Source organism: Herbaspirillum sp. RV1423, assembly GCF_000577615.1.
In the GTDB taxonomy this organism is placed as follows: domain Bacteria; phylum Pseudomonadota; class Gammaproteobacteria; order Burkholderiales; family Burkholderiaceae_D; genus Herbaspirillum.
Genome location: NZ_CBXX010000018.1, coordinates 32,992 through 53,519 on the forward strand (window position 1 = coordinate 32,992; position 20,528 = coordinate 53,519).

Consider the following 20,528-nt stretch of genomic DNA (forward strand, 5'->3'; position numbering starts at 1 on the left):
ATGACAACCGCCCTGTCCCTGCGCTCCCTTGCCAACATCGCCCGCCTCGGCGTCAAGGAATTGTGGAGCCTGGCGCGCGACCCGATCATGCTGGTATTGATCGTCTACACCTTCACCGTATCGATCTATGTCGCCGCCACCGCCATGCCGGATAGCCTGCATCATGCCGCCATCGCCATCGTTGACGAAGACGGCTCACCCCTGTCGGCGCGCATCGCCGCCAGCTTTTATCCGCCTTATTTCAAGACGCCGGACATGATCTCGCTGAACCAGATGGATGTCGGCATGGACAACGGCAATTACACATTCGTGCTCGACATCCCTCCCGATTTCCAGCGCGACGTCCTGGCGGGCCGTTCGCCGACGGCGCAGCTCAATGTCGACGCCACGCGCATGAGCCAGGCGTTCACCGGCAACGCCTACATCCTCGACATCATCAACGCGGAGGTCACCGAATTCCTGCAGCGCTACCGCGGCGCGGCGCCCTTGCCCGTGGAACTGGTGCTGCACACCCGCTTCAACCCCAACCTCGAACGCGCGTGGTTCGGCGCGCTGATGGAGATCATCAACAACGTCACCATGCTGTCCATCATCCTGACCGGCGCCGCGCTGATCCGGGAACGCGAACACGGCACCATCGAGCATCTGCTGGTGATGCCGGTGACGCCGATGGAGATCATGCTGGCCAAGATCTGGTCGATGGGCCTGGTGGTCCTGATCGCCGCGGCGGCGGCATTGCTGTTCATCGTCCAGGGCGCGTTGCAAGTGCCGATAGAAGGGTCGATAGGACTGTTCCTGCTGGTGGCGGCCCTGCACCTGTTCGCCACGACTTCGATGGGTATTTTCCTGGCGACGCTGGCGCGTTCGATGCCGCAGTTCGGCATGTTGCTGGTGCTGGTCCTGCTGCCGCTGCAATTGCTGTCGGGCGGTTCGACGCCGCGCGAGAGCATGCCGGTGCTGGTGCAGGACCTGATGCTGGCGGCGCCGACCACGCATTTCGTTTCCGCCGCCCAGGGAATCCTGTACCGCGGCGCCGGAATTACTGTCGTCTGGCCGCAGATGCTGACCATCCTGGTGATCGGCGCGCTGTTGTTTTTTGCTTCGTTGACGCGTTTCCGCAAGACCATCAGCCAGATGGCCTGAAGTGCGCGGCATTGGCGTTTTCGTTTTATGGAATCGGGAGAAGTCTATGGACACCAACGATCTGGCACTCGTGCAAAATCGCGTCTTCGATGAAATCGCCATCGGCGACGAAGCCGTCGTCGAGCGCACGCTGACCGCGGAAGATATCCAACTGTTCGCCATCTTGTCGGGCGACATCAATCCGCAATACCTGGATGCCGCATTCGCCTCTTCCACCAGTTTTCACGGCGTGATCGCCCACGGCATGCTGGGCGGCGCGTTCATCTCTGCGTTGCTCGGCACCCGCCTGCCGGGACCGGGCACCGTTTATCTGGGACAAACGCTGAGGTTCCTCGCCCCGGCGCGCATCGGCGACACGCTGACCGTGCGCGTGCGCATCGCCGAACGCGACGAAGCCAGCAAGCGGCTGACCCTGGCCTGTTCCTGCGTCAACCAGGGCGGCGTCACCGTGGTCGAGGGCCAGGCCGAGGTGATCGCGCCCACGGAACGCATTTCGATGCCGCGCAGCACCTTGCCCGAGGTCAGGCTGACCGCCGGCGACAACGGCTTGCTGCGGCTGCTGCAACATGTGCGGCCGATGGGCGCGGTGACGACCGCGGTTGTGCATCCTTGCGATGCATTGAGTCTGTCGGCGGCGCTGGATGCGCATGCGGCCGGGCTGATCGATCCCATCCTGGTCGCCCCGCGCGCCAAACTGGAAATGGTTGCCGCCGACGCCGGCCTGGATATCTCCGCGCTGCGCATCGACGACGTGCCGCACAGCCACGCGGCCGCGGCGCATGCGGTCGCCCTGGTCGCCGACGGCGAGGCGGCTGCACTCATGAAAGGCAGCCTGCATACCGACGAACTGATGTCGGCCGTGCTGGCGAAGCCGGAACTGCGCACCGGCCGGCGCCTGAGCCATTGCTTCCTGATGCAGACGCCGGCCTATCCGCGTCCCTTCATCATTACCGACGCGGCCGTCAATATCGCGCCGACGCTGGACGAAAAAGCCGACATCGTGCGCAACGCCATCGGCCTGGCCCAGGCAATCGGCGTGGCGCAACCGCGCGTGGCGATCCTGGCGGCGGTGGAAACCGTCAATCCGCACATGCCCGCCACGCTCGACGCGGCGGCCCTGTGCAAGATGGCCGACCGCGGCCAGATCACCGGCGCGATACTGGACGGCCCGCTGGCGTTCGACAACGCCATTTCGGCGGCAGCGGCGCGCATCAAGGGCATTACCTCGGAGGTAGCCGGCCGCGCGGATATCCTGGTCGTGCCCGACCTTGAAAGCGGCAACATGCTGGCCAAGCAACTGGAATATCTGGGTGGCGCCGCCAGCGCCGGCATCGTGCTCGGCGCCACGGTGCCGATCATCCTGACCAGCCGCGCCGATTCGCGCGAATCGCGGATCGCCTCCTGCGCCCTGGCGTTGCTGCTGACCGACCGGGAAAGAAAGACCGCAAAGAGGACGACATCATGAGCAAACTGATCCTGGTTCTTAATTGCGGTTCGTCGAGCATCAAGTTCGCGCTGTTCGACACGGCGTCGCCGGCGCAACGCGTGCCGCTGTGGAGCGGCAAGGCCGACGGCATCACCGGCGAGGCGCCGACGTTCGAGACTTCCGACGCCACCGTCGAGGCCTTGCCGGTCGATGCCGAACAGCCTTACCACGCCGCCCTGCTGCACATCCGGCAGCGCACCATTGAGCGCATCGGCGACGGCGAACTGGTCGCGGTGGTGCATCGTGTCGTGCATGGCGGCGCCAAATATTTTTCCCCGGTGCGGGTCGACCTGCAGGTGCTGGCCGACCTGCGCAGCTATATCCCGCTGGCGCCCCTGCATCAGCCGTTCGCGCTGGAAGCTGTCGAGAGCCTCTTGGCCGACCGTCCCGAACTGCCGCAGATCGCCTGCTTCGACACCGCCTTCCACCACACCCTGCCGCGCGTCGAACAGATGCTGCCGCTGCCCTATTCCGCCTGGGAACGCGGCGTGCGGCGCTATGGTTTCCACGGCCTGTCGTATGAATACATGTCCATCGCGCTGGCCGAACGCCACGGCGACGCGGCGCGCGGCCGCACCGTCGTGGCGCATCTGGGCAGCGGCGCCAGCCTGTGCGGCATGCTAGGCTTGAGCAGCGTGGCGACGACGATGGGATTTTCCGCGCTGGACGGCCTGATGATGGGCACGCGTTGCGGCGCGCTGGACCCTGGCGCCTTGCTGTATCTCATGGAAACGGAAAAACTGTCGCTGCCGCAGTTGGGCCATCTGCTGTATCACGAGTCGGGCCTGCTCGGTATTTCCGGCACATCTTCGGACCCGCGTGCACTGCTGCTGACGGAAAGCGGCGACGCGCGCGCGCACGATGCGCTGGCGCTCTATGTCCGCAGGATCGTGCGCGAAATCGGCGCGTTGGCGGCGGTGCTGGGCGGCCTCGACATGCTGGTGTTCACCGCCGGCATCGGCGAGCATAATGCCGAAATCCGCACCCGGGTCTGCGATGGCCTGCAGTTCCTGAATCTGAAGCTGGACGCGCAGGCGAACCTGGCGCACGCCGCCACGATCTCTGCGCCGCCGAGCCGCGTCGCGGTGGCGGTCGAAGCCACCAATGAAGAATGGATGGCGGCCCGCCATGCGTATTCCCTCTTGCCGGAGCTGGCGGCAGGCCACTGAAGCAGACCTTCCCCGATCACTTTTTCATCAAGGAGCAATATCATGTACAAACATATTCTGGTTCCTCTCGATGGCAGCACGACTGCCGAACAGGCCGTCCATGAAGCTTGCAGCCTTGCCCAATTGTGCAAGGCGCAGGTGCGTCTGCTGCACGTGCTGGACATGGCGACATACAGCAACGGCTTCGAGCAGCCGGAGGTCTACATCAGCACCATCAGGCCGCTCGCGCTTCAGGAGGCAGAAGAAATGCTGGCGCGCCATCGCGCGATGCTGGAGGCGAAAGGCATCGACGTCGACACCGAAATAAGGGAAAGCCTGGGCGCCCGCGTCGCCGACATCATCGTCGAGCGCGCCGTTGCGACGGAAGCGGACCTGATCGTGATCGGCACGCATGGACGGCGCGGGATGCGGCGTTTTGTGATGGGAAGCGACGCCGAGCAGGTCGCGCGCACATCGCCGGTGCCGGTGTTGCTGGTGAAGTATCGCGTTCCGATCAAACCGGCGAGCGAAGCATAGAAGCAAGCGTAGAAGGACGAATGATAAAACGCTGCCGGCATCGACGATACATTTTCGTCAATGCCGGCAGCGCCATTTGGAGACGGTTGGCAGCGTTTGGCAACTCTTGCTGCGCTTATTTGCGGGAGCGCGGTTTTGCCGGGGCAGCTTCTTTTGCACCGCCCGCATGGGCCAGATCGGCATCCATGGACTCCATCGCATGCAGCGCATTCGCGGTCCATTGCGTATAGCCTTTGCTGGCCTGGTCGACCATGGTGCGGATGAAGGCCATCGCCGACTCGCCGCCATTCTGCACGCCGGTGCCGCCGCCTGTCGCCGCAGTATTCTTTTGCAACAGACCCGCGGCACGCTGCTGGGCAATCTTTGCAAATTCTCCTTGCAGGTCGAGCATGATCTTGGTCATCTGCTGGCCGTAAGCAGTGGCGTTTTCGATGTCGTTCTTGAGATGGCCGATATCCAGCCATGCAGGCATGCTTTTTTGATCGGTGTGATCGGCGTTGGCCAGTTTTTCGGTCTTTGCGGTCCAGCTTTCCATCGCCTGCTTCAGCGCATAGAGGTTCAGGTCGGCGATCCTGAGCGTGACGTCGAAGGCATTGGCCGTGACGGCATTGTACAAACGCAATTCGGAATTGATCAGGCTATTGACGTCGTATGGAACCTGCATCGTGGGAAATGAGAACATGGGACACTCCTTTGGTTGGTGATCGTTTGCGCTACGGTCGGTTGCGTTCCTTTTGGCTCGCACTCATGCCTATTGAAATGAGTTCTAATCATGCTCGACCGGCTGCGCGCCTGCCAGGTTGAGCGCCTTCACGAGCGCCGCATCCATCTTGACCAGATGTCCCAAGAACCATTGGGGCAGCATGGCGAGGACCTGGCGCGGCAGTACATAGTCGCCGCTCATGGCCTTTGGCACCACATGATGCAAGGTGCTGAGAAGTTCGGCGTGGTCTTCGCGATGCGCACGCAAATCCGCATAACCGATCTTTTCCATCAATTCTTCCTCTTCGCGGAAATCGGTTTCCAGCAAATCGACAATGCGCTGCAAGCTCGCCGCGAATTCATGGTCGGGAACCTGCATGATGTCGGTGAGCTCCTGGATCAATGCCTTGTGCGCATTGTCCATCTCGGCAATGCCCAGAGACAGTGCCGGCGACCAGGTAAGTTGTTCCATCGTTGACTCCTTCATTGAATCCGGCGGCGTCACGCCATGAACTGTCCGCCGTTGACGTCGAAAGTTGCGCCCGTGATGTAACCGGCGTCGTCGCCGGCCAAAAACAGCGCCAGCCTAGCGACATCCTGCCCGGAGCCCAGGCGTCCGACCGGGATCGTGGCGACAATCTTGTCCAGCACGTCTTTCGGCACGGCAGCCACCATTTCCGTATCGCAATATCCAGGCGCAATTGCGTTAACGGTGATGTTCTTGCGCGCGCTTTCCAAGGCCAACGATTTGGTGAAGCCCAGTATCCCGGCCTTGGCGGCGGCATAGTTGGTCTGGCCCAGTTGTCCGCGCTGGCCGTTGACCGAACTGATATTGATGATGCGGCCGAACTGGCGTTCGCGCATGCCGTCGATGACGTTGCGGCACATGTTGAAAACCGAACCGAGGTTGGTGCCGACGACCGCCTGCCATTGCTCCGACGTCATGCGATGCAGCATGGCGTCGCTGGTGATCCCTGCATTGTTGACCAGAATGTCGATCGGCCCGATTTCGCTCTCGACTTTCTGGACGCCCTCATGGCATGCGGCGTAATCGGCAACGTCCCAGCGAAAAACCGGAATGCCGGTGGCTTCCCTGTACACTTGCGCAGCGTTGGCGTTGTTATGATAGACCGCGGCAACGGTGTATCCCGCCGATTGCAAGGCGAGCGCAATCGCCGCGCCCAATCCTCTGGTGCCGCCTGTGACCAATGCGACTTTTTTCATAAATGTCTGCCCTCAAAAAAAATGCATACGAAAGAAACTATCTCCATATGTGAAATGTAGTACGAAGCCTGTACAGACATTTGATCCACATCAAAGGGCCGCAATTCGCGAAAAAGAATTGGGTTGCTCGCCAGCCGCACTCGCAATTTCGCCAGGCAGCGGCAACCGACATGGCGTTGAAAAACACCGACGGCATCTCGGATAATTATTTTTGTGACAACACCATCAGATGCCGGCTTTACACCCGGCGCAGGTCAATTCGGCCCGCCATTGCATTACAATGTGCGGTTTCTCCGATTTGCGGCCTGACCGCGTCCTTGCGGGCGAAATCAGGCCCGCCAAGGACTGCCTGGATGGTTGTATTCACCTCTGTCGCCGTGTTTCTGTTCTCCGCCATTGCGTTGGTGGCGGCGAGCGGCTTTTCGCTGGGTGCGGCCATGCTGGTGTTCGGAAGTCTGGTCTTGTTGCACCGGCGTCCCGCATCGTTCCGGCTGGAGCGGCCGGATTACCTGCTGATCGCCGCGCTGTGCGTGTATTTCCTGATCAACGCCACCGCCAACCTCGTACATGCCGCGCCGGCCCGCGAATATGACGCGCCGCTGCGTTTTGCGCTGGCCATTCCGGCGCTGTTGCTGCTGATCGCCTACCCGCCCCGGGCAGCGGCGTTCTGGTCCGGCCTGACGCTGGGCGCGATCGGCGCCGGGCTGTTCGCCGGCTGGCAGTTTTTCGTCGGCGGCGATATGCGCGCCGGCGGCACCACCAATCCGATTCAATACGGCAATATCAGCATGGTCCTCGGCGTATTGTGCCTGTGCGGCCTGTCCTGGGCCGCAAACCGGAGCCATCGCCTTGCGTGGATGGCAACGCTCTGCGCCGGCGCCATGCTCGGCATCGCCGGTTCGCTGTTTACCGGCAGCCGCGGCAGTTGGCTGGCGCTGCCGGTTTGCCTGTCTATCCTCGCCATCCATCATGGCGGCGTTCTCGGCAAGCGCCTGTTGCGCGGCGGCGCCATCGCCGTCTGCGCCGTGTTCGCCGTGCTGTGGGCCGTGCCGCAATCGGGGCTGAAACTGCGCACTCAGTCCGCAGTTGTCGAAGCGAGTGACTACCTCGCCAACGGCAACGCCGATTCATCCGTCGGCGCACGCCTTGAAATGTGGCGCACCGGCGTCGCCATGCTGCCAGGACACTGGCTGGCCGGCTGGGGCAAACAGGGCATGTTCGACCGCAAGGCCGAACTGGTCCGTCAGGGACTGGCCGCGCCGTCCATCGAGGAACACACCCACCTGCATAACGAATACCTGGACGCGCTGGTCAAGCGCGGCCTGCCCGGCTTGCTGGCGGTGCTGCTGCTCTACCTGGCGCCGTTGGCCCTGTTTGCGCGCCGCCTGAAGCATGGCGACGGCGCGGTGCGCGGCTACGCGCTGGGCGGCACGCTGCTGGCGGCAAGTTATCTGACGTTCGGCCTGACGCAGGCGTTCTTGACACACAATAACGGCGTTATGATTTTTGCCTTCATGACGGTCATCCTCTGGGCCGGTTTGCGCGCTCGGGAACGGCTGGCCGCGGCATGATCGCCCATTGCATTTTCATTTGCAGCAATCAGTAAGGAACAACATGTTTTTGTCGTCCAATATGAAAAGGCTCGCGGCCTTGCACTGGCCTTACCGGAAACGCCTGGCGCTGGCGTTCGTGGCCATGATCGTCACCGCGGCGACCGAACCGGTGGTGCCTTACATCTTTCAGGTGCTGCTGGACAAGGGCTTCGTCGGCAAGCCGACCTTCTCGCTGTGGCTGGTGCCGGCGGCAGTGATCGGCATCTTCTTCATCCGCGGCATCGCCACGTTCACCAGCTCGTACATGATGACCTGGGTCTCGACGCGCATCCTCAATGAACTGCGCCGCCAGATGTTTGCGCGCATGCTGGACCTGCCGATCAATTTCTATGCGACCAATACGGTCGGCAAGGTGATCAATTCGATGATGTTCGAAGTGCAACAGATCATCGACATGGTTACCAAGGTGTTCATCTCCATCGTACGCTCGGCGCTGACGGTGCTGGGCCTGCTGGCCTGGCTGCTGTACCTGAACTGGGTGCTGACCATCGTCACGCTGGTGCTGCTGCCGCTGGTGACCGTCGTCGTGCGCACCACCGGCAAGCGCCTGAAAAAGCTCAACCGCGATTCGCTCGCGGTCAATGCCGAACTGACCCAGGTCATCGAAGAAACCACCCGCGCCCAGCAAGTGATCAAGATCTTCGGCGGCCAGGAATACGAAAAAAGCCGCTTCCACGAGCGCGCCGAAAACCTGCGCCGTTACACCATGCGCATGACGACCGCGTTTTCCGCCACGGTGCCGATCACGCAACTGATGACCGCCTGCGCGGTGGCGATCGTGATCGTGATGGCCCTGATCCAGTCGGGCAACGGCCAGATCACCGTGGGCGGCTTCGTGTCCTTCCTCACCGCGATGCTGATGCTGCTGGCGCCGCTCAAGCAACTGGCCGAAATCAACGGCCCGTTGCAACGCGGCATGGCGGCGGCGGAAGAGGTCTATCTCCTGATCGACAAGCCCGTCGAACGCACCGGCGGCGAAACGCTGGCCACGCGCAGTTCCGGCAAGCTCGAACTGGTCGATGTCGACTTCTCGTATCCCGGCCACAGCCAGTTGGCGCTGCAGAAAATCAACCTGAGCGTGCAGCCGGGCGAGACCATCGCCTTCGTCGGCATGTCGGGCGGCGGCAAGTCGACGCTGGTCAGCCTGATCCCCGGTTTCTATTCCGCCACCGGCGGCAAGATCCTGCTGGACGGCAAGCCGATTGAATCGATTTCGCTGACCAGCCTGCGCCGGCAGATCGCCATGGTCAGCCAGAACACCGTGCTGTTCGACGACACGCTGGCGGCCAACATCGCCTACGGCGACGCCAGGCCCGATCCCGAACGCGTGCGCGCCGCCGTGGTTGCCGCGCACCTGACCGATGTCGTCGAAGGCATGCCGGAAGGACTGGAAACCCGCATCGGCGACAACGGCTCGCGCCTGTCGGGCGGCCAGCGCCAGCGCGTGGCGATCGCCCGCGCGATCTACAAGGATGCGCCCATCTTGATCCTCGACGAAGCCACGTCGGCACTCGACACGGAATCCGAACGCGCCGTGCAGGCCGCGCTGGACCGTCTGATGGAAGGCCGCACCACCTTCGTGATCGCGCACCGCCTGTCGACCATCGAGCGCGCCGACCGCATCGTGGTGCTGTCGCACGGCCAGATCGTCGAAGTCGGCAGCCATCAGCAACTGCTGGCCAACGAAAGCGTGTACGCCAATCTCTACCGTTTGCAATTTTCGCAACAAGCCGACTGACGTCGTCGGAACAACGATCATCACCGTCAACCATGCCAGAAACACTGATACCGCCAGCGCTGCTGAAGAAGTCGGACAAGATCCTGTTCATCGCCCACCTGGCGCTGGGTGACTTCACCTACCTGCAGAATTTCTTCCAGGCTTTCGCTCGCGCCAATCCGCAGTTGAAAGTCCATCTGTGGGTCGATGAAGTCCGTCGCACCAGCGACGCCGCGCAATGGAAATATCTGGAAAAGTACGCGCTGTACGACTGGGTCGCGGCTTGCCCGTTCTTCGACAAGATCTACACCCGCACCTACAGTCCGGCGCTATACCAGCAATCGATCCTCGAAGCGCGGCAGGAGCACTATCCCATCGTGGTCTCGCTGGCGACGCTGCGGCCGCACCTGTATGCCGGCCTGGCGCGCAGCATCAGCCCGGACGGACTGGTGATCGGCATGAAGAAGCGCGTGAAGTTCTACCAGCCGCATCATCAACTGGCCTATCGCAAGCTCGACGCATCGATCCCGCCGTACAGCGTCGACCGCAGCAATCCGCAGCACATCAGCGACGTGTATGCGCACTGGTTCCATCAGCTCAGCGGACTTGAGGTGAGCGCGGCGGAACGCTTTCCGTTCGTCGATATTCCGCCGCAATGGCGGCAGTACGCGCAAGACAAACTGGCTGCCTGGGGCTTCGCGTCTGCTGACGGCAAGCAAGGCAAGCTGGTTTTCATCAATTCTTACGCCAAGACCAAAAAGCGCTGCTGGCTGCTGGAACATGTCGCCGAACTGATCATCGCCATGAAGAAGCAGGACGCCTGGCGCGACAGCAGCTTCATCGTCAATGCCGTCCCGCAGGAACTGGCGCATGCGCGCCAGATCATCGGCAACTACAAGCTGGAACGCACCGAACTGTTCAGCGCCGAAGAGAATTTCTTCCAGTTGCCGGCCATCCTGGAACAATGCGATCTGATCGTTTCGGTGGAAACCGCGGTCATGCACCTGGCCAATGCGGTGCATGTGCCGGTGATCGCGCTGATGCGCCAGAAGAATCCGGAATGGGTGCCGATCGACCGCGCCAACAGCACCGTCATCACCGCCCCCAATCGCCGCGACTGGGTCAAAGCCGTCACCGTCGAACAAGTCATGAAAGCCATCCAATGAATCAGCCACTGAACCAGCCAGCGAGTCAGCAAATCGCGCCCGTGGGCAGCAACGGCAAGCCATCCTTCCATATCGCCTTTTGCGTCGACAATAATTACTTCCGCGCGATGGGCGGCACCATCGCGTCCATCATCGACAACAATCCGGGCCAGCATTTCACATTCCATGTGCTGGCCTTTGAAGTGTCCGACGACCACCAGCGCCGCCTGAAGCAGCTTGAGCAAATGTACCCGGTCAGCACGCAACTGCATTTGCTCGACCTGGCGTCGTTCAAGCAGTTTTCGCATTTCATCGGCCACTCGCACTACTCGCTGTCGATTTTCACGCGGCTGGTGATCCCGACCGTGCTGCAGGGCCAGACCGACCGCGTGCTGTATCTCGACGCCGACATCCTGTGCGTCAACAAGCTCGACGAACTGATCGACATGGACATCAGCGACGACATCGCCGTGGTGGTGCCGGATGCGCCGGTCACCCTACAGCGCCGCGTCGCCGCGCTCGGCCTGAAGCACAACGAATACTTCAACGGCGGCGTGATCTTCATCAACATCGACAAGTGGATATCCGAGGACATCACGAAGCAGACGCTGGACGCGCTGCTCGACAGCAAGACCGACATGCGCTTCAACGACCAGGACGCGCTCAACATCGTGCTCAACGGCCGCGCGCGCTACATCTCGCCGCGCTGGAATTACCTGTACGACCTGATCCACGACCTCAACGTCAACAAATTCGCCCTGCGTCCGGTCGGCAAGGCCGTGTTCATCCACTTCGCCGGTGCCGTCAAACCCTGGACCGACTGGAGCGGCCACGATGCGCGCCAGCTATTCCGCAAATACCTGATGCTATCGCCTTGGGCCGACATGCCGCTCGACCCGGAACCGAAGAACAGCAAGGAAATGCGCATGCATTCGCGCTTCATGTATCGCCAGGGACGGCCGCTGGAAAGTCTGAAGTGGTATATCCGGTATCTGCGCAAGCGCGCGGGCAAGTAATCCGTCACGGACCTCGCAACAATCGTCAATCGAATATCAGATATGCCTGTCACCAGCTCTCACATTCTCATCAGCCGCCAGGACAACATCGGCGACGTCGTCCTGACGCTGCCGATGGCGGCCCGCCTGAAACAACTCAATCCGGGCGTCAGGATCACCCTGCTCTGCCGCGCCTATGCCGCGGAAGTTGTCCGCTATTGCGACGACATCGATGAGGTCGTCGAGATCGAAAAAATCGGCGACGACCTGGTCGGCTACCTCAAGAACTCGGACATCGACACAGTGATCCTGGCCCAGCCCGACCGACCGCTCGCCGTCGCCGCATTCCGCGCCGGCATCCGCCATCGCATCGGCAACGCGCGCCAGAAGCTTTATCAATTGTTTTATTGCAATCGCCGCGTGCGTTTCAGCAAGGGACTATCGGAAAACCACGAGGCTCAGATCAATTTCGAGTTTCTTCGTCCCTACGGCGACGTCCGCGTCCCGGACCGCGCCGACATTCCAGATTTGTATCACTTCAGCATTCCGGAAGACCCTACCAGTTCAGCCTTGTTGAAACCGTATGCCTTCAACCTGATCCTGCACACCAAGTCCAACGGCCACGGCAGGGAATGGCCGGTCGAATATTATCTGGCGCTGGCGCAGCAACTGGCCGCGCAACCCGATGTGCATGTCTGGCTGACCGGCAGCGCCAAGGAAGGCGAATGGCTGGAGCAGAACACCGGAGAACTGGTCGGCCTGCCCAACGTCAGCAATATCTGCGGCACCCAGACGTTGGCGCAGTTGACGAGCTTCATCAAACAGGCGGACGCCCTGATCGCCAGCGGCACTGGCCCGCTGCATCTGTCTGCCGCCATTGGCCAGCGCACGCTCGGCCTGTTTCCGCCGACACGCCCGATGCATCCCGGCCGCTGGGCCGCAATCGGCAAACGGGCCGTCAATCTTTGCGTGTCGGAGGAAAGTTGCGTCGGTTGCAGCAAGACCGAGCAACTCACTTGTGATTGCATGCGGGCGATTACGCCTGATGCGGTGATGGAAGTGGTGCAGGGATGGATTGAGGAAAAAGCCGCAGGCCCTCGCATTCAAGCGAGGGCGTAATTTACCAAGTCATCTGCGCGGGATCAGGCAAAGCGGCAATCACTTGTTCCAGATCGATTTGCTGCACCCAATGGTCGCGCTGTTCCGTCATCACAACGCGGCTATTTTGCCTGTCAATGGGTACCCACTCTGGCGTCAACTGCCGCATCAATGCAACGACGGGAACATGAACCGCGTTGGCAAGATGCATCACGGCTGTCTCGACCGAAATGATCAAGTCGCACTGTTCCAGTACAGCGGGCAATTGAAAAAAATTGTCGCGGGCGCTGAATAGGAATACGTTCGAAAGAATTTTCTGACGCGCCATGATTGCCTCGGTTTCATCCCATTTTTCAGGAACCGTATTGACGATGAAATCATTGTCGCGCCATTGATTCATCTGTCTCATCGCTTCGACCAGGCTCAGCGCCTTCTCCACCGGCCAAGAACGCTCATCCTGTTTGGAAAATGCATTCACGAATATGACACGGTTCCGGCGCCGGGCCTTATCGACGATCCCCCACTGCTGCAGATGATGCAGCGCATCGGTACGCCATCTATCGGGAATATCCATTTGCGGGAACCGTTCCTCCGCCCCTATCCTCAAGCCGAACAGCCGCTGAAACCATGATGCATAGATATCGCTGACATGCGTCGCCCCCTCTGGATGATCGACAAGACGCACATCGATGTTTTCGAAGACATGTCGTTTGACGATATCGTAAGATTTGTAGCGTTTGGCGATCGCGGCGGTCACGGCGTCCGGATTCAACTTGCGCACCAACCGTGCATAGAACGTGCGGCGAGACAATCCAAACGACACCACGATAGGATAATTTTGCTGTTTCGCTTCACGCAACGAGCGCGCAAACACAAACGGGCTATAAGTTTCCTTATAGACTTTATGAAAACAAGGACTGACGTCCAGCCAATCGAACAACGAATATTTTCTGAGGGCTGCCCATTGCCTGAAATCCCAGGTACGCCTGAGTTCATCAACCCAAAGGTCGATCTGAATATGTGGATAGGTTTGCTGGAAAGCTCTGAAGCAACTTTCCATATAGGTGAAGTCGCCCAAGGCAAGATGCGCAACAAAAAGAATTTTGTCGGCTTTGCGCAAAGTGTCCTGAGAAATCAACTGATCGGTCATGGCCTGCCTATGCCCGACGCAAGCAGACGCTCGATTGAAGAATATGCATGAACAGCCTCCCTGAAGCCGACAATACTACACATCGCACAACTCTTCTTTCCTCCGAATGATGAATGCCAAAAAGATAGCGATAGACATCGCGTAGAAAATATCGCAAATACGCCACATGAACATGACGTCGACCAATCCGAACACCAGATATCCCAAACAAAGGCCAAGCCCCATGGCGGCGGTCGCTTTTACCTGACGATCCTGATGCCGGAGTTCCCTGAGGAAGTAATAAATAGGAACCAGATAGATCGCCAGAATGCCCAAAAGGCCAAATATGCCGAGCGTCGCCATGTTGAACAACACTTCATTGTGGGAATGAGGATAGGTCGCAGCCTCTGGAGTGATAATTTCTCGTTCTGACAAGCTCGCCAAGGCCTTCGGGAAATTGTCTTGCCCAACGCCGAACCATGGATTTTTTTTAAACAGAATCCATGATGCATTCCACAATTGAAAACGCGTTCCGATAGACGTATCGAGATTCTTCTTTTCTGCATAAAGATGAATGTCACTTACGGCCTGATCGAACCGTGAACGAACTATATTTGTCGTGCTGAAAGCGGCAACCATAAACACGGCAATTAGCGCAGACCAAAGCATCGCTTTAAGCATGCTCACCTGCTTAAAGAGCGTTATACAAGCAAGCACAACAAGAACAGGAATGGCAATCCAGGCTCCCCTGGTTTGAGAAATATAGATGTTGTAAAGTCCGACCAATCCTGTGGCAGCCAACGGAATTGCCTTGAAAACCTGGAAATGACGTGACCAAACAATTGACAGAAGAGCAAATACGGCCAGCAGCAAGGCTAATTGCGAATACGCAATAATGGGCACAAAATCAATTACACCCTCACGATAATGTCCAAAATCTGTCGCAATACATAATTTGATCGTTGCAAGTACGGTGCCGATAACAAAAGTCCAGCGCAGACTTTTAAGGTAACCAATAGGCATCAGTAATGCTGCCCAAGTGAGAACGCCGAGCAGGGCCAGTCTCGACGCATTGTCATAGGAACGTATCTGCACCGTCCCCTGATTAATTTCATGTGCCAGAATAGCAATCGCCATACCGGCGACGGATACATAAAGCCACTTATATTGCCCCCACCATCGCCCCAGCATCGGACCATTTTTTCTTATGGTCCAAGCGTGCGTCAACGCCAGCAACATCAATAGATAGAAACTTATGTTTCCGATTTTGCTTGATACGAGAGCGAAACAGAAAAAGGAAGAAAAAGCGATCCAAGCAATCCCTGCGGACAAGGGTATTCGTTTCATTATTGTCTTCATTCAATACTCAACCACAACCGCTTCCTGCCCAAACGACTCCCGCAGCGACAACTGCAAGCCGTCGCTCGGCACCACGCGCCATGCATCTCCCAGCATGACTTCGCAGCCGACGCCGGACCGGACGTATTTCATCACGAATGGTAGCCCCTGCTCCTGACGATAGGATGACAGCGTGTCGCGCAGGTACGCCGGGTCGACGCTTTTGTTCAGCGACACCACCATGCGCTGGCCGTACTGAATGCGGGCGGCGCCGATGTCCATGACTTTTTCCGCGGAGATACGCAGGCCGCCGGAGAAGCGGTCTTCCGATACCTTGCCCTGCACGATCAGCAGTTCGTCTTCCTTGAAGATGCTCTTGTTGGGTTCGAACAGTTCGTTGTACACCGTGACGTCGACTACGCCGGTGCCGTCGTCGAGTGTGGCGATCAGCAGCTTGCCGCGCTGGGTCATCTGCACACGGATGGCGACGATGATGCCCGCCAGCGAACGCGGATCGCGCGACGGCTCCAGGTTTGAAATCTTGGTGCGCACGAACTGGCGCACTTCCTTTTCATAAGCGTCGAACAGGTGGCCGGACAAGTAGAAACCGAGAGCGGCCTTTTCCTCCGTCAGCCGCTGCTTGTCGGTCCAGTGGCGCACCTGCACGTATTCCAGCGGCGCTTCGAGATCGCTGTCGTCGCCGCCGAACAAGCTTACCTGGTTGGCCGATGCTTCGGCTTGTTCGGCATTTTCCCAGGCCAGGCCGACCGAGGCTTGCAGCACCGCGCGGTCTTCACCGAAGCAATCGAAGGCGCCGGCGCGGATCAGCGAATCGATGGTGCGGCGGTTGATCTGGCGCTTGTCGACGCGTTTGGCGAAGTCGAACAAATCCTTGAACGGACCATCCTGGCGCGCGGCGATGATCGCCTCGATCGCGCTCTGGCCGGAGCCTTTGACCGCGCCCAGGCCGTAGCGGATGTGCACGGCCTTCTTGCCCGGTTCGCCGACCGGCGTGAAACGGTAATCCGACAGGTTGATGTCGGGCGGCAGCAGGGTCAGGCCGCACACGTCGAGCGCGTCTTCGACCAGAATCTTGATCTTGTCGGTGTCGTCCAGCGCGAGCGACAAGTTGGCTGCCATGAACGCGGCGGGGTGATGCGCCTTGAGGTAGGCGGTGTGATACGAGAGCAGCGCGTAGGCGGCGGCGTGCGATTTGTTGAAGCCGTAGCCCGCGAACTTTTCCATCAAGTCGAAGATTTCGTCGGCCTTCTCCTGCGACAGGCCGTCCTTGGCGGCGCCTTCGCGGAAGATCTGGCGATGCTCCGCCATTTCTTCCGCTTTCTTCTTGCCCATCGCGCGGCGCAGCAAGTCGGCGCCGCCGAGCGAGTAGCCGCCCACGACCTGCGCCATCTGCATCACCTGCTCCTGATACACCATGATGCCGTAGGTTTCGGACAGGATGCCTTCGGTGCGCGGGTCGGGGTAGTCGAATTTCTCGCCGTGCTTGCGTTTGCAGAAATCGGGAATCAGGTCCATCGGACCTGGACGGTATAGCGCCACCAGCGCGATGATGTCTTCGAAGCGGTCGGGCCGCGCATCCTTGAGCATGCCTTGCATGCCGCGGCTTTCCAACTGGAACACGGCGACCGTCTTGGCCTTGGTCAGCAGTTCGTAGGAAGCACGGTCGTTGAGCGGCAGCCTGGCGAGGTCGAAATCGGCCATCTCCGGGTCGAGCTGCTTGATGTAGCGCACGGCGCGGTCGAGGATGGTCAGCGTGGTGAGGCCCAAGAAGTCGAACTTGACCAGGCCCACGGCTTCGACGTCGTCCTTGTCGTATTGCGACACCACGCCGGCGTCGCCGCCCTGGGTATAGAGCGGGCAGAAGTCGGTCAGCTTGCCCGGCGCGATCAGCACGCCGCCGGCATGCATGCCGATGTTGCGGGCGATGCCTTCGACCTGCTGGGCCAGATTGAGGAGCTGCTTGACCTCTTCCTCGTTTTCCAGGCGCTCCTTGAGCAACGGTTCTTCTTCGATGGCGTCGGCGATCGTCACCAGTTTGCCCGGCTTGAACGGGATCAGCTTGGATACGCCGTCGCAAAAGTTGTAGCCGAGGTCGAGCACGCGGCCGACGTCGCGCACCGCGCCCTTGGCCGCCATGGTGCCGAAGGTGGCGATCTGCGAGACCGCATCCTTGCCGTAGCGGTCTTTCACGTATTGGATGACGCGGTCGCGCCCTTCCTGGCAAAAGTCGATATCGAAGTCGGGCATCGATACCCGCTCGGGATTGAGGAAGCGTTCGAACAGCAGGTTGTATGCGAGCGGGTCGAGGTCGGTGATGAGCAGCGAATACGCCACCAGCGAACCCGCGCCGGAACCGCGTCCCGGACCGACCGGCACGCCATTGTTCTTGGCCCACTGGATGAAGTCGGCGACGATCAGGAAGTAACCCGGGAAGCCCATCTTGATGATGGTGTCGGTTTCGAACTTGAGGCGTGCCTCGTAGCGCGGCCGTTCTTTCTCGCGCCGGGTTTCATCGGGGAACAGGTGATGCAGGCGCCCTTCCAGTCCATTCTTGGCTTCGGCCACGAGGAAGTCGTCGATGGTCATGCCGTCCGGCGTCGGGAAATCGGGCAGCTTGGGCTTGCCCAGCGTCAGCGTCAGGTTACAGCGCTTGGCGATCTCGACGGTATTCTGCACGGCGCCCGGCAAATCGGCGAACAGTGCTGCCATCTCCGCCTGGGTCTTGAAGTTTTGCTGTTCGTTGAAGCGGCGCACGCGGCGCGCGTTTGCCAGGATCTCGCCTTCGGCGATGCAGGTGCGCGCTTCGTGGGCGATGAATTCTTCCTGCGACAGGAACTGGATCGGATGCGTCGCCGCCACCGGCAATTGCAAACGTGCCGCCAGGGCCACCGCCTGGCGCACCTGGACTTCCATGTTGGGCTGGTTGGCGCGCTGGATTTCGATATAGAACGCGCCGGGGAAAATCTCGCTCCAGCGCTGGGCGCAACGTTCAGCCGCGGCAATGTTGCCATTTTCGATGGCGGTGCCGACGTCGCCGAAATGCGCGCCCGACAAGGCGATCAGGCCGTTGCCGCCGTCTTCGTGGCGCAACTGTTCCAGCCATTCCGGACGCAATTCGGCGCGGCCGCGATGCAGGTTGGTGAGCCAGGCCCGGCTGAGCAGGTCGCACAGTTGCAGGTAACCGTGATGGTTCTTGACCAGCAGCAGCAGGCGCGAAGGCTTGTCGCGGTCGTCGTCGTTGGAAATCCAGACATCGCACCCGGCAATCGGCTTGACGCCCTTGCCGCGCGCGCCTTTATAGAATTTGACCATGCCGAACAGATTGGCCAGGTCGGTAATCGCCAGCGCCGCCTGGCCGTCTTTGGCGGCTGCTTTGACGACATCGTCGATGCGGACCAGACCGTCGACGATGGAATATTCGGAATGGAGTCGAAGATGAACAAATTGCGGTGTAGTCATAGCCCGATATTTTACCGTGCTATGACAAGGGTCTTTTGTGGAATTTGCAGACGAGCCGCCTGCCGCACGCTTCGCCCCGGATCGACATGCCAAACGACCTGATTTTGATCTGCATCATAGTTGGCGCAAATTGTCGGCGAACGGTTCGCGAGAAGTTTATAATGCTGTCAATTCAAAGACTTAGGCAATAGCACCATGCAACAAACCGAGAATTCTTACGTCAATATCGCTGCTTACAAGTTCATCACTTTCAATGACACCGTAGAAAAACGGCCTGTGTTCTTGGAGTTTTGTCAAAAACACAATTTGCGCGGCACCGTCATCCTGAGCCCGGAAGGCATCAATTTGTTTCTGGCCGGAAAACGCGCGGCAATCGATGCTTTCCTGACATGGCTGCGCGCCGACGCCCGGTTTGCGGATATCGAAGTCAAGGAAAGCTATTCCGAGCATCAGCCGTTCAACCGCATGCTGGTCAAGCTGAAGGCCGAGATCATCACCATGAAGCATCCGCTGATCAAGCCCGAAGAAGGCCGCGCGCCTTTCGTCGAAGCAACGACGCTCAAGCGCTGGCTGGACCAGGGACACGACGACGCCGGCCGTCCGGTGGTCATGGTCGATACGCGCAATGCCTTTGAAGTCGACGTCGGCACGTTCGAGAACACCATCGATTACCGCATCAGCAAGTTCACCGAATTCCCGCAAGTCATCGCCGACCACAAGGACGAGCTCAACGACAAGACCGTGGTCACCTTCTGCACCGGCGGCATCCGCTGCGAAAAGGCGGCGATCCACATGCAGAACATCGGCTACGACAGCGTCTACCAGCTCGAAGGCGGCATCCTCAAGTACTTCGAGGAAGTCGGCGGCGCGCACTACCAGGGCGACTGTTTCGTCTTCGATTACCGCACCGCGCTCAATCCGCAATTGCAGGAAACCGCGACCGCGCAATGCTTCGCCTGCCGCGCCGTGGTGACGCCGCGCGAGCAATTGTCGCCGGCTTACGTCCCGGGCAAATCCTGTCCGCACTGCGCGCCGGAGCTGGCGACTGCTGCGGCCGCTGCGCCGGTCGCAGGCGCCGCAGCCTGATCCGGTTCGTCCGGCCAAACAAAAAAACCACCGTCGTCCGGTGGTTTTTTTGCATGGGGAGGGTGAAACGACTGCACGGGGAGAAACCGATCTGACTTACTTCCTGAACTGGGCCGCGGTTTCCGCAACGCGCTTGCCGAACAGCTTGGCGGTCTCCAGATCGCCCGGCAGCGGGCCTTCTTCCGGCGACGAATCCGACGGGCTTTGCGCCATCAGGCCGGAGAACGAACCGACGAAGTTGATATCGTTGCGCTGCGCCGCCTTGGAGTTGGCAGGCATCATGCCGGTGCCGACCCAGATCATGCTGTGCTGCATGCCCAGCGTGAACAGATAGTGCAGGGTCGACAGCTTGTCGCCGTTCATGGTCGCCGAATTGGTGAAGGCGGCGCCGATCTTGTCTTTCCATTGTTGCGTGAACCACGGCTTGGAGCTGGCGTCGGCAAATTTCTTGAATTGCCAGGACACGGTGCCCATATAGGTCGGCGAACCGAAAATGATGGCGTCGGCGGCTGCCAGCGTAGCCCAGTCGGCGTCGGCGATGTTGCCTTCGGCGTTGATGGCGATGAGCTCGACGGATGCGCCGGCGGCGGATGCAGCGCCGGCCTGGACGGCTTCGGCCTGCTTCTTGGTATGGCCGTAGCCGGAGTGATAAACGATGGCGACTTTGCTCATGTTGGTTTCCTTGTT

The 20,528-nt window shown here is 60.0% G+C and carries 17 protein-coding genes; 10 read left to right on the forward strand and 7 right to left on the reverse strand.

The window, feature by feature from the left end:
- Genes RV1423_RS16795 through RV1423_RS16810 form a run of 4 tightly spaced genes read left to right on the forward strand, consistent with a single transcriptional unit; the run spans position 1 to position 4,314 of the window.
- Entirely contained in the window at positions 1-1,143 is a 1,143-nt protein-coding gene (locus tag RV1423_RS16795; RefSeq protein WP_034298809.1) for an ABC transporter permease, read from the forward strand.
- Between the two features lie 46 nt (positions 1,144-1,189).
- On the forward strand, positions 1,190-2,608 hold the full coding sequence (locus RV1423_RS16800; protein ID WP_034298812.1) for a bifunctional enoyl-CoA hydratase/phosphate acetyltransferase: 1,419 nt from the start codon (positions 1,190-1,192) through the stop codon (positions 2,606-2,608).
- Positions 2,605-3,798, forward strand: coding sequence for an acetate/propionate family kinase (locus RV1423_RS16805; protein ID WP_034298816.1), 1,194 nt, complete (start codon positions 2,605-2,607; stop codon positions 3,796-3,798). Before RV1423_RS16800 ends, RV1423_RS16805 begins: the two co-directional genes overlap by 4 nt.
- A gap of 42 nt (positions 3,799-3,840) precedes the next feature.
- Positions 3,841-4,314, forward strand: a complete 474-nt coding sequence (locus tag RV1423_RS16810; protein ID WP_034298819.1) for a universal stress protein — start codon at positions 3,841-3,843, stop codon at positions 4,312-4,314.
- Positions 4,315-4,429: 115 nt separating this feature from the next.
- Here RV1423_RS16810 and RV1423_RS16815 read toward each other — a convergent pair whose 3' ends face one another.
- From RV1423_RS16815 to phbB, 3 genes are all read right to left on the reverse strand, one after another.
- On the reverse strand, positions 4,430-4,996 hold the full coding sequence (locus RV1423_RS16815; protein ID WP_034298821.1) for a phasin family protein: 567 nt from the start codon (positions 4,994-4,996) through the stop codon (positions 4,430-4,432).
- Between the two features lie 84 nt (positions 4,997-5,080).
- A complete protein-coding gene (locus tag RV1423_RS16820) occupies positions 5,081-5,488 on the reverse strand; it encodes a bacteriohemerythrin (RefSeq protein ID WP_034298825.1) in 408 nt (135 codons plus the stop codon).
- A gap of 29 nt (positions 5,489-5,517) precedes the next feature.
- Complete coding sequence (phbB, locus tag RV1423_RS16825; protein ID WP_034298828.1) at positions 5,518-6,240, reverse strand: acetoacetyl-CoA reductase; 723 nt, start codon at positions 6,238-6,240, stop codon at positions 5,518-5,520.
- A gap of 353 nt (positions 6,241-6,593) precedes the next feature.
- Between phbB and RV1423_RS16830 the strand changes: the two genes are divergently transcribed.
- From RV1423_RS16830 to RV1423_RS16850, 5 genes are read left to right on the forward strand one after another with little or no spacing between them, the layout of a single operon-like run.
- Positions 6,594-7,811 (forward strand): O-antigen ligase, encoded by a 1,218-nt coding sequence (locus tag RV1423_RS16830; RefSeq protein WP_034298831.1) that lies wholly within the window; start codon positions 6,594-6,596, stop codon positions 7,809-7,811.
- A gap of 43 nt (positions 7,812-7,854) precedes the next feature.
- A complete protein-coding gene (msbA, locus tag RV1423_RS16835; RefSeq protein WP_034298834.1) occupies positions 7,855-9,591 on the forward strand; it encodes a lipid A export permease/ATP-binding protein MsbA in 1,737 nt (578 codons plus the stop codon).
- Between the two features lie 32 nt (positions 9,592-9,623).
- Complete coding sequence (locus RV1423_RS16840) at positions 9,624-10,736, forward strand: glycosyltransferase family 9 protein (RefSeq protein WP_034298837.1); 1,113 nt, start codon at positions 9,624-9,626, stop codon at positions 10,734-10,736.
- A complete protein-coding gene (locus RV1423_RS16845) occupies positions 10,733-11,731 on the forward strand; it encodes a glycosyltransferase family 8 protein (RefSeq protein WP_155835138.1) in 999 nt (332 codons plus the stop codon). The genes RV1423_RS16840 and RV1423_RS16845 overlap by 4 nt, the downstream gene beginning before the upstream one ends.
- Before the next feature lie 42 nt (positions 11,732-11,773).
- Positions 11,774-12,829, forward strand: coding sequence for a glycosyltransferase family 9 protein (locus RV1423_RS16850; RefSeq protein WP_034298839.1), 1,056 nt, complete (start codon positions 11,774-11,776; stop codon positions 12,827-12,829).
- Position 12,830: 1 nt separating this feature from the next.
- Here RV1423_RS16850 and RV1423_RS16855 read toward each other — a convergent pair whose 3' ends face one another.
- From RV1423_RS16855 to dnaE, 3 genes are all read right to left on the reverse strand, one after another.
- Positions 12,831-13,958 (reverse strand): glycosyltransferase family 9 protein, encoded by a 1,128-nt coding sequence (locus RV1423_RS16855; protein ID WP_034298841.1) that lies wholly within the window; start codon positions 13,956-13,958, stop codon positions 12,831-12,833.
- Between the two features lie 75 nt (positions 13,959-14,033).
- Entirely contained in the window at positions 14,034-15,284 is a 1,251-nt protein-coding gene (locus tag RV1423_RS16860) for an O-antigen ligase (protein WP_034298942.1), read from the reverse strand.
- Between the two features lie 12 nt (positions 15,285-15,296).
- A complete protein-coding gene (gene dnaE, locus RV1423_RS16865; RefSeq protein WP_034298843.1) occupies positions 15,297-18,755 on the reverse strand; it encodes a DNA polymerase III subunit alpha in 3,459 nt (1,152 codons plus the stop codon).
- Positions 18,756-18,950: 195 nt separating this feature from the next.
- Here dnaE and RV1423_RS16870 point away from each other — a divergent pair, with 195 nt between their 5' ends.
- Entirely contained in the window at positions 18,951-19,841 is an 891-nt protein-coding gene (locus RV1423_RS16870; RefSeq protein ID WP_034298845.1) for a sulfurtransferase, read from the forward strand.
- A 96-nt stretch (positions 19,842-19,937) separates the two neighbouring features.
- On the opposite strand, the gene RV1423_RS16875 is transcribed toward RV1423_RS16870, so the two are convergent.
- Positions 19,938-20,513, reverse strand: coding sequence for a flavodoxin family protein (locus RV1423_RS16875; RefSeq protein ID WP_034298847.1), 576 nt, complete (start codon positions 20,511-20,513; stop codon positions 19,938-19,940).
- Positions 20,514-20,528 lie beyond the last annotated feature (15 nt).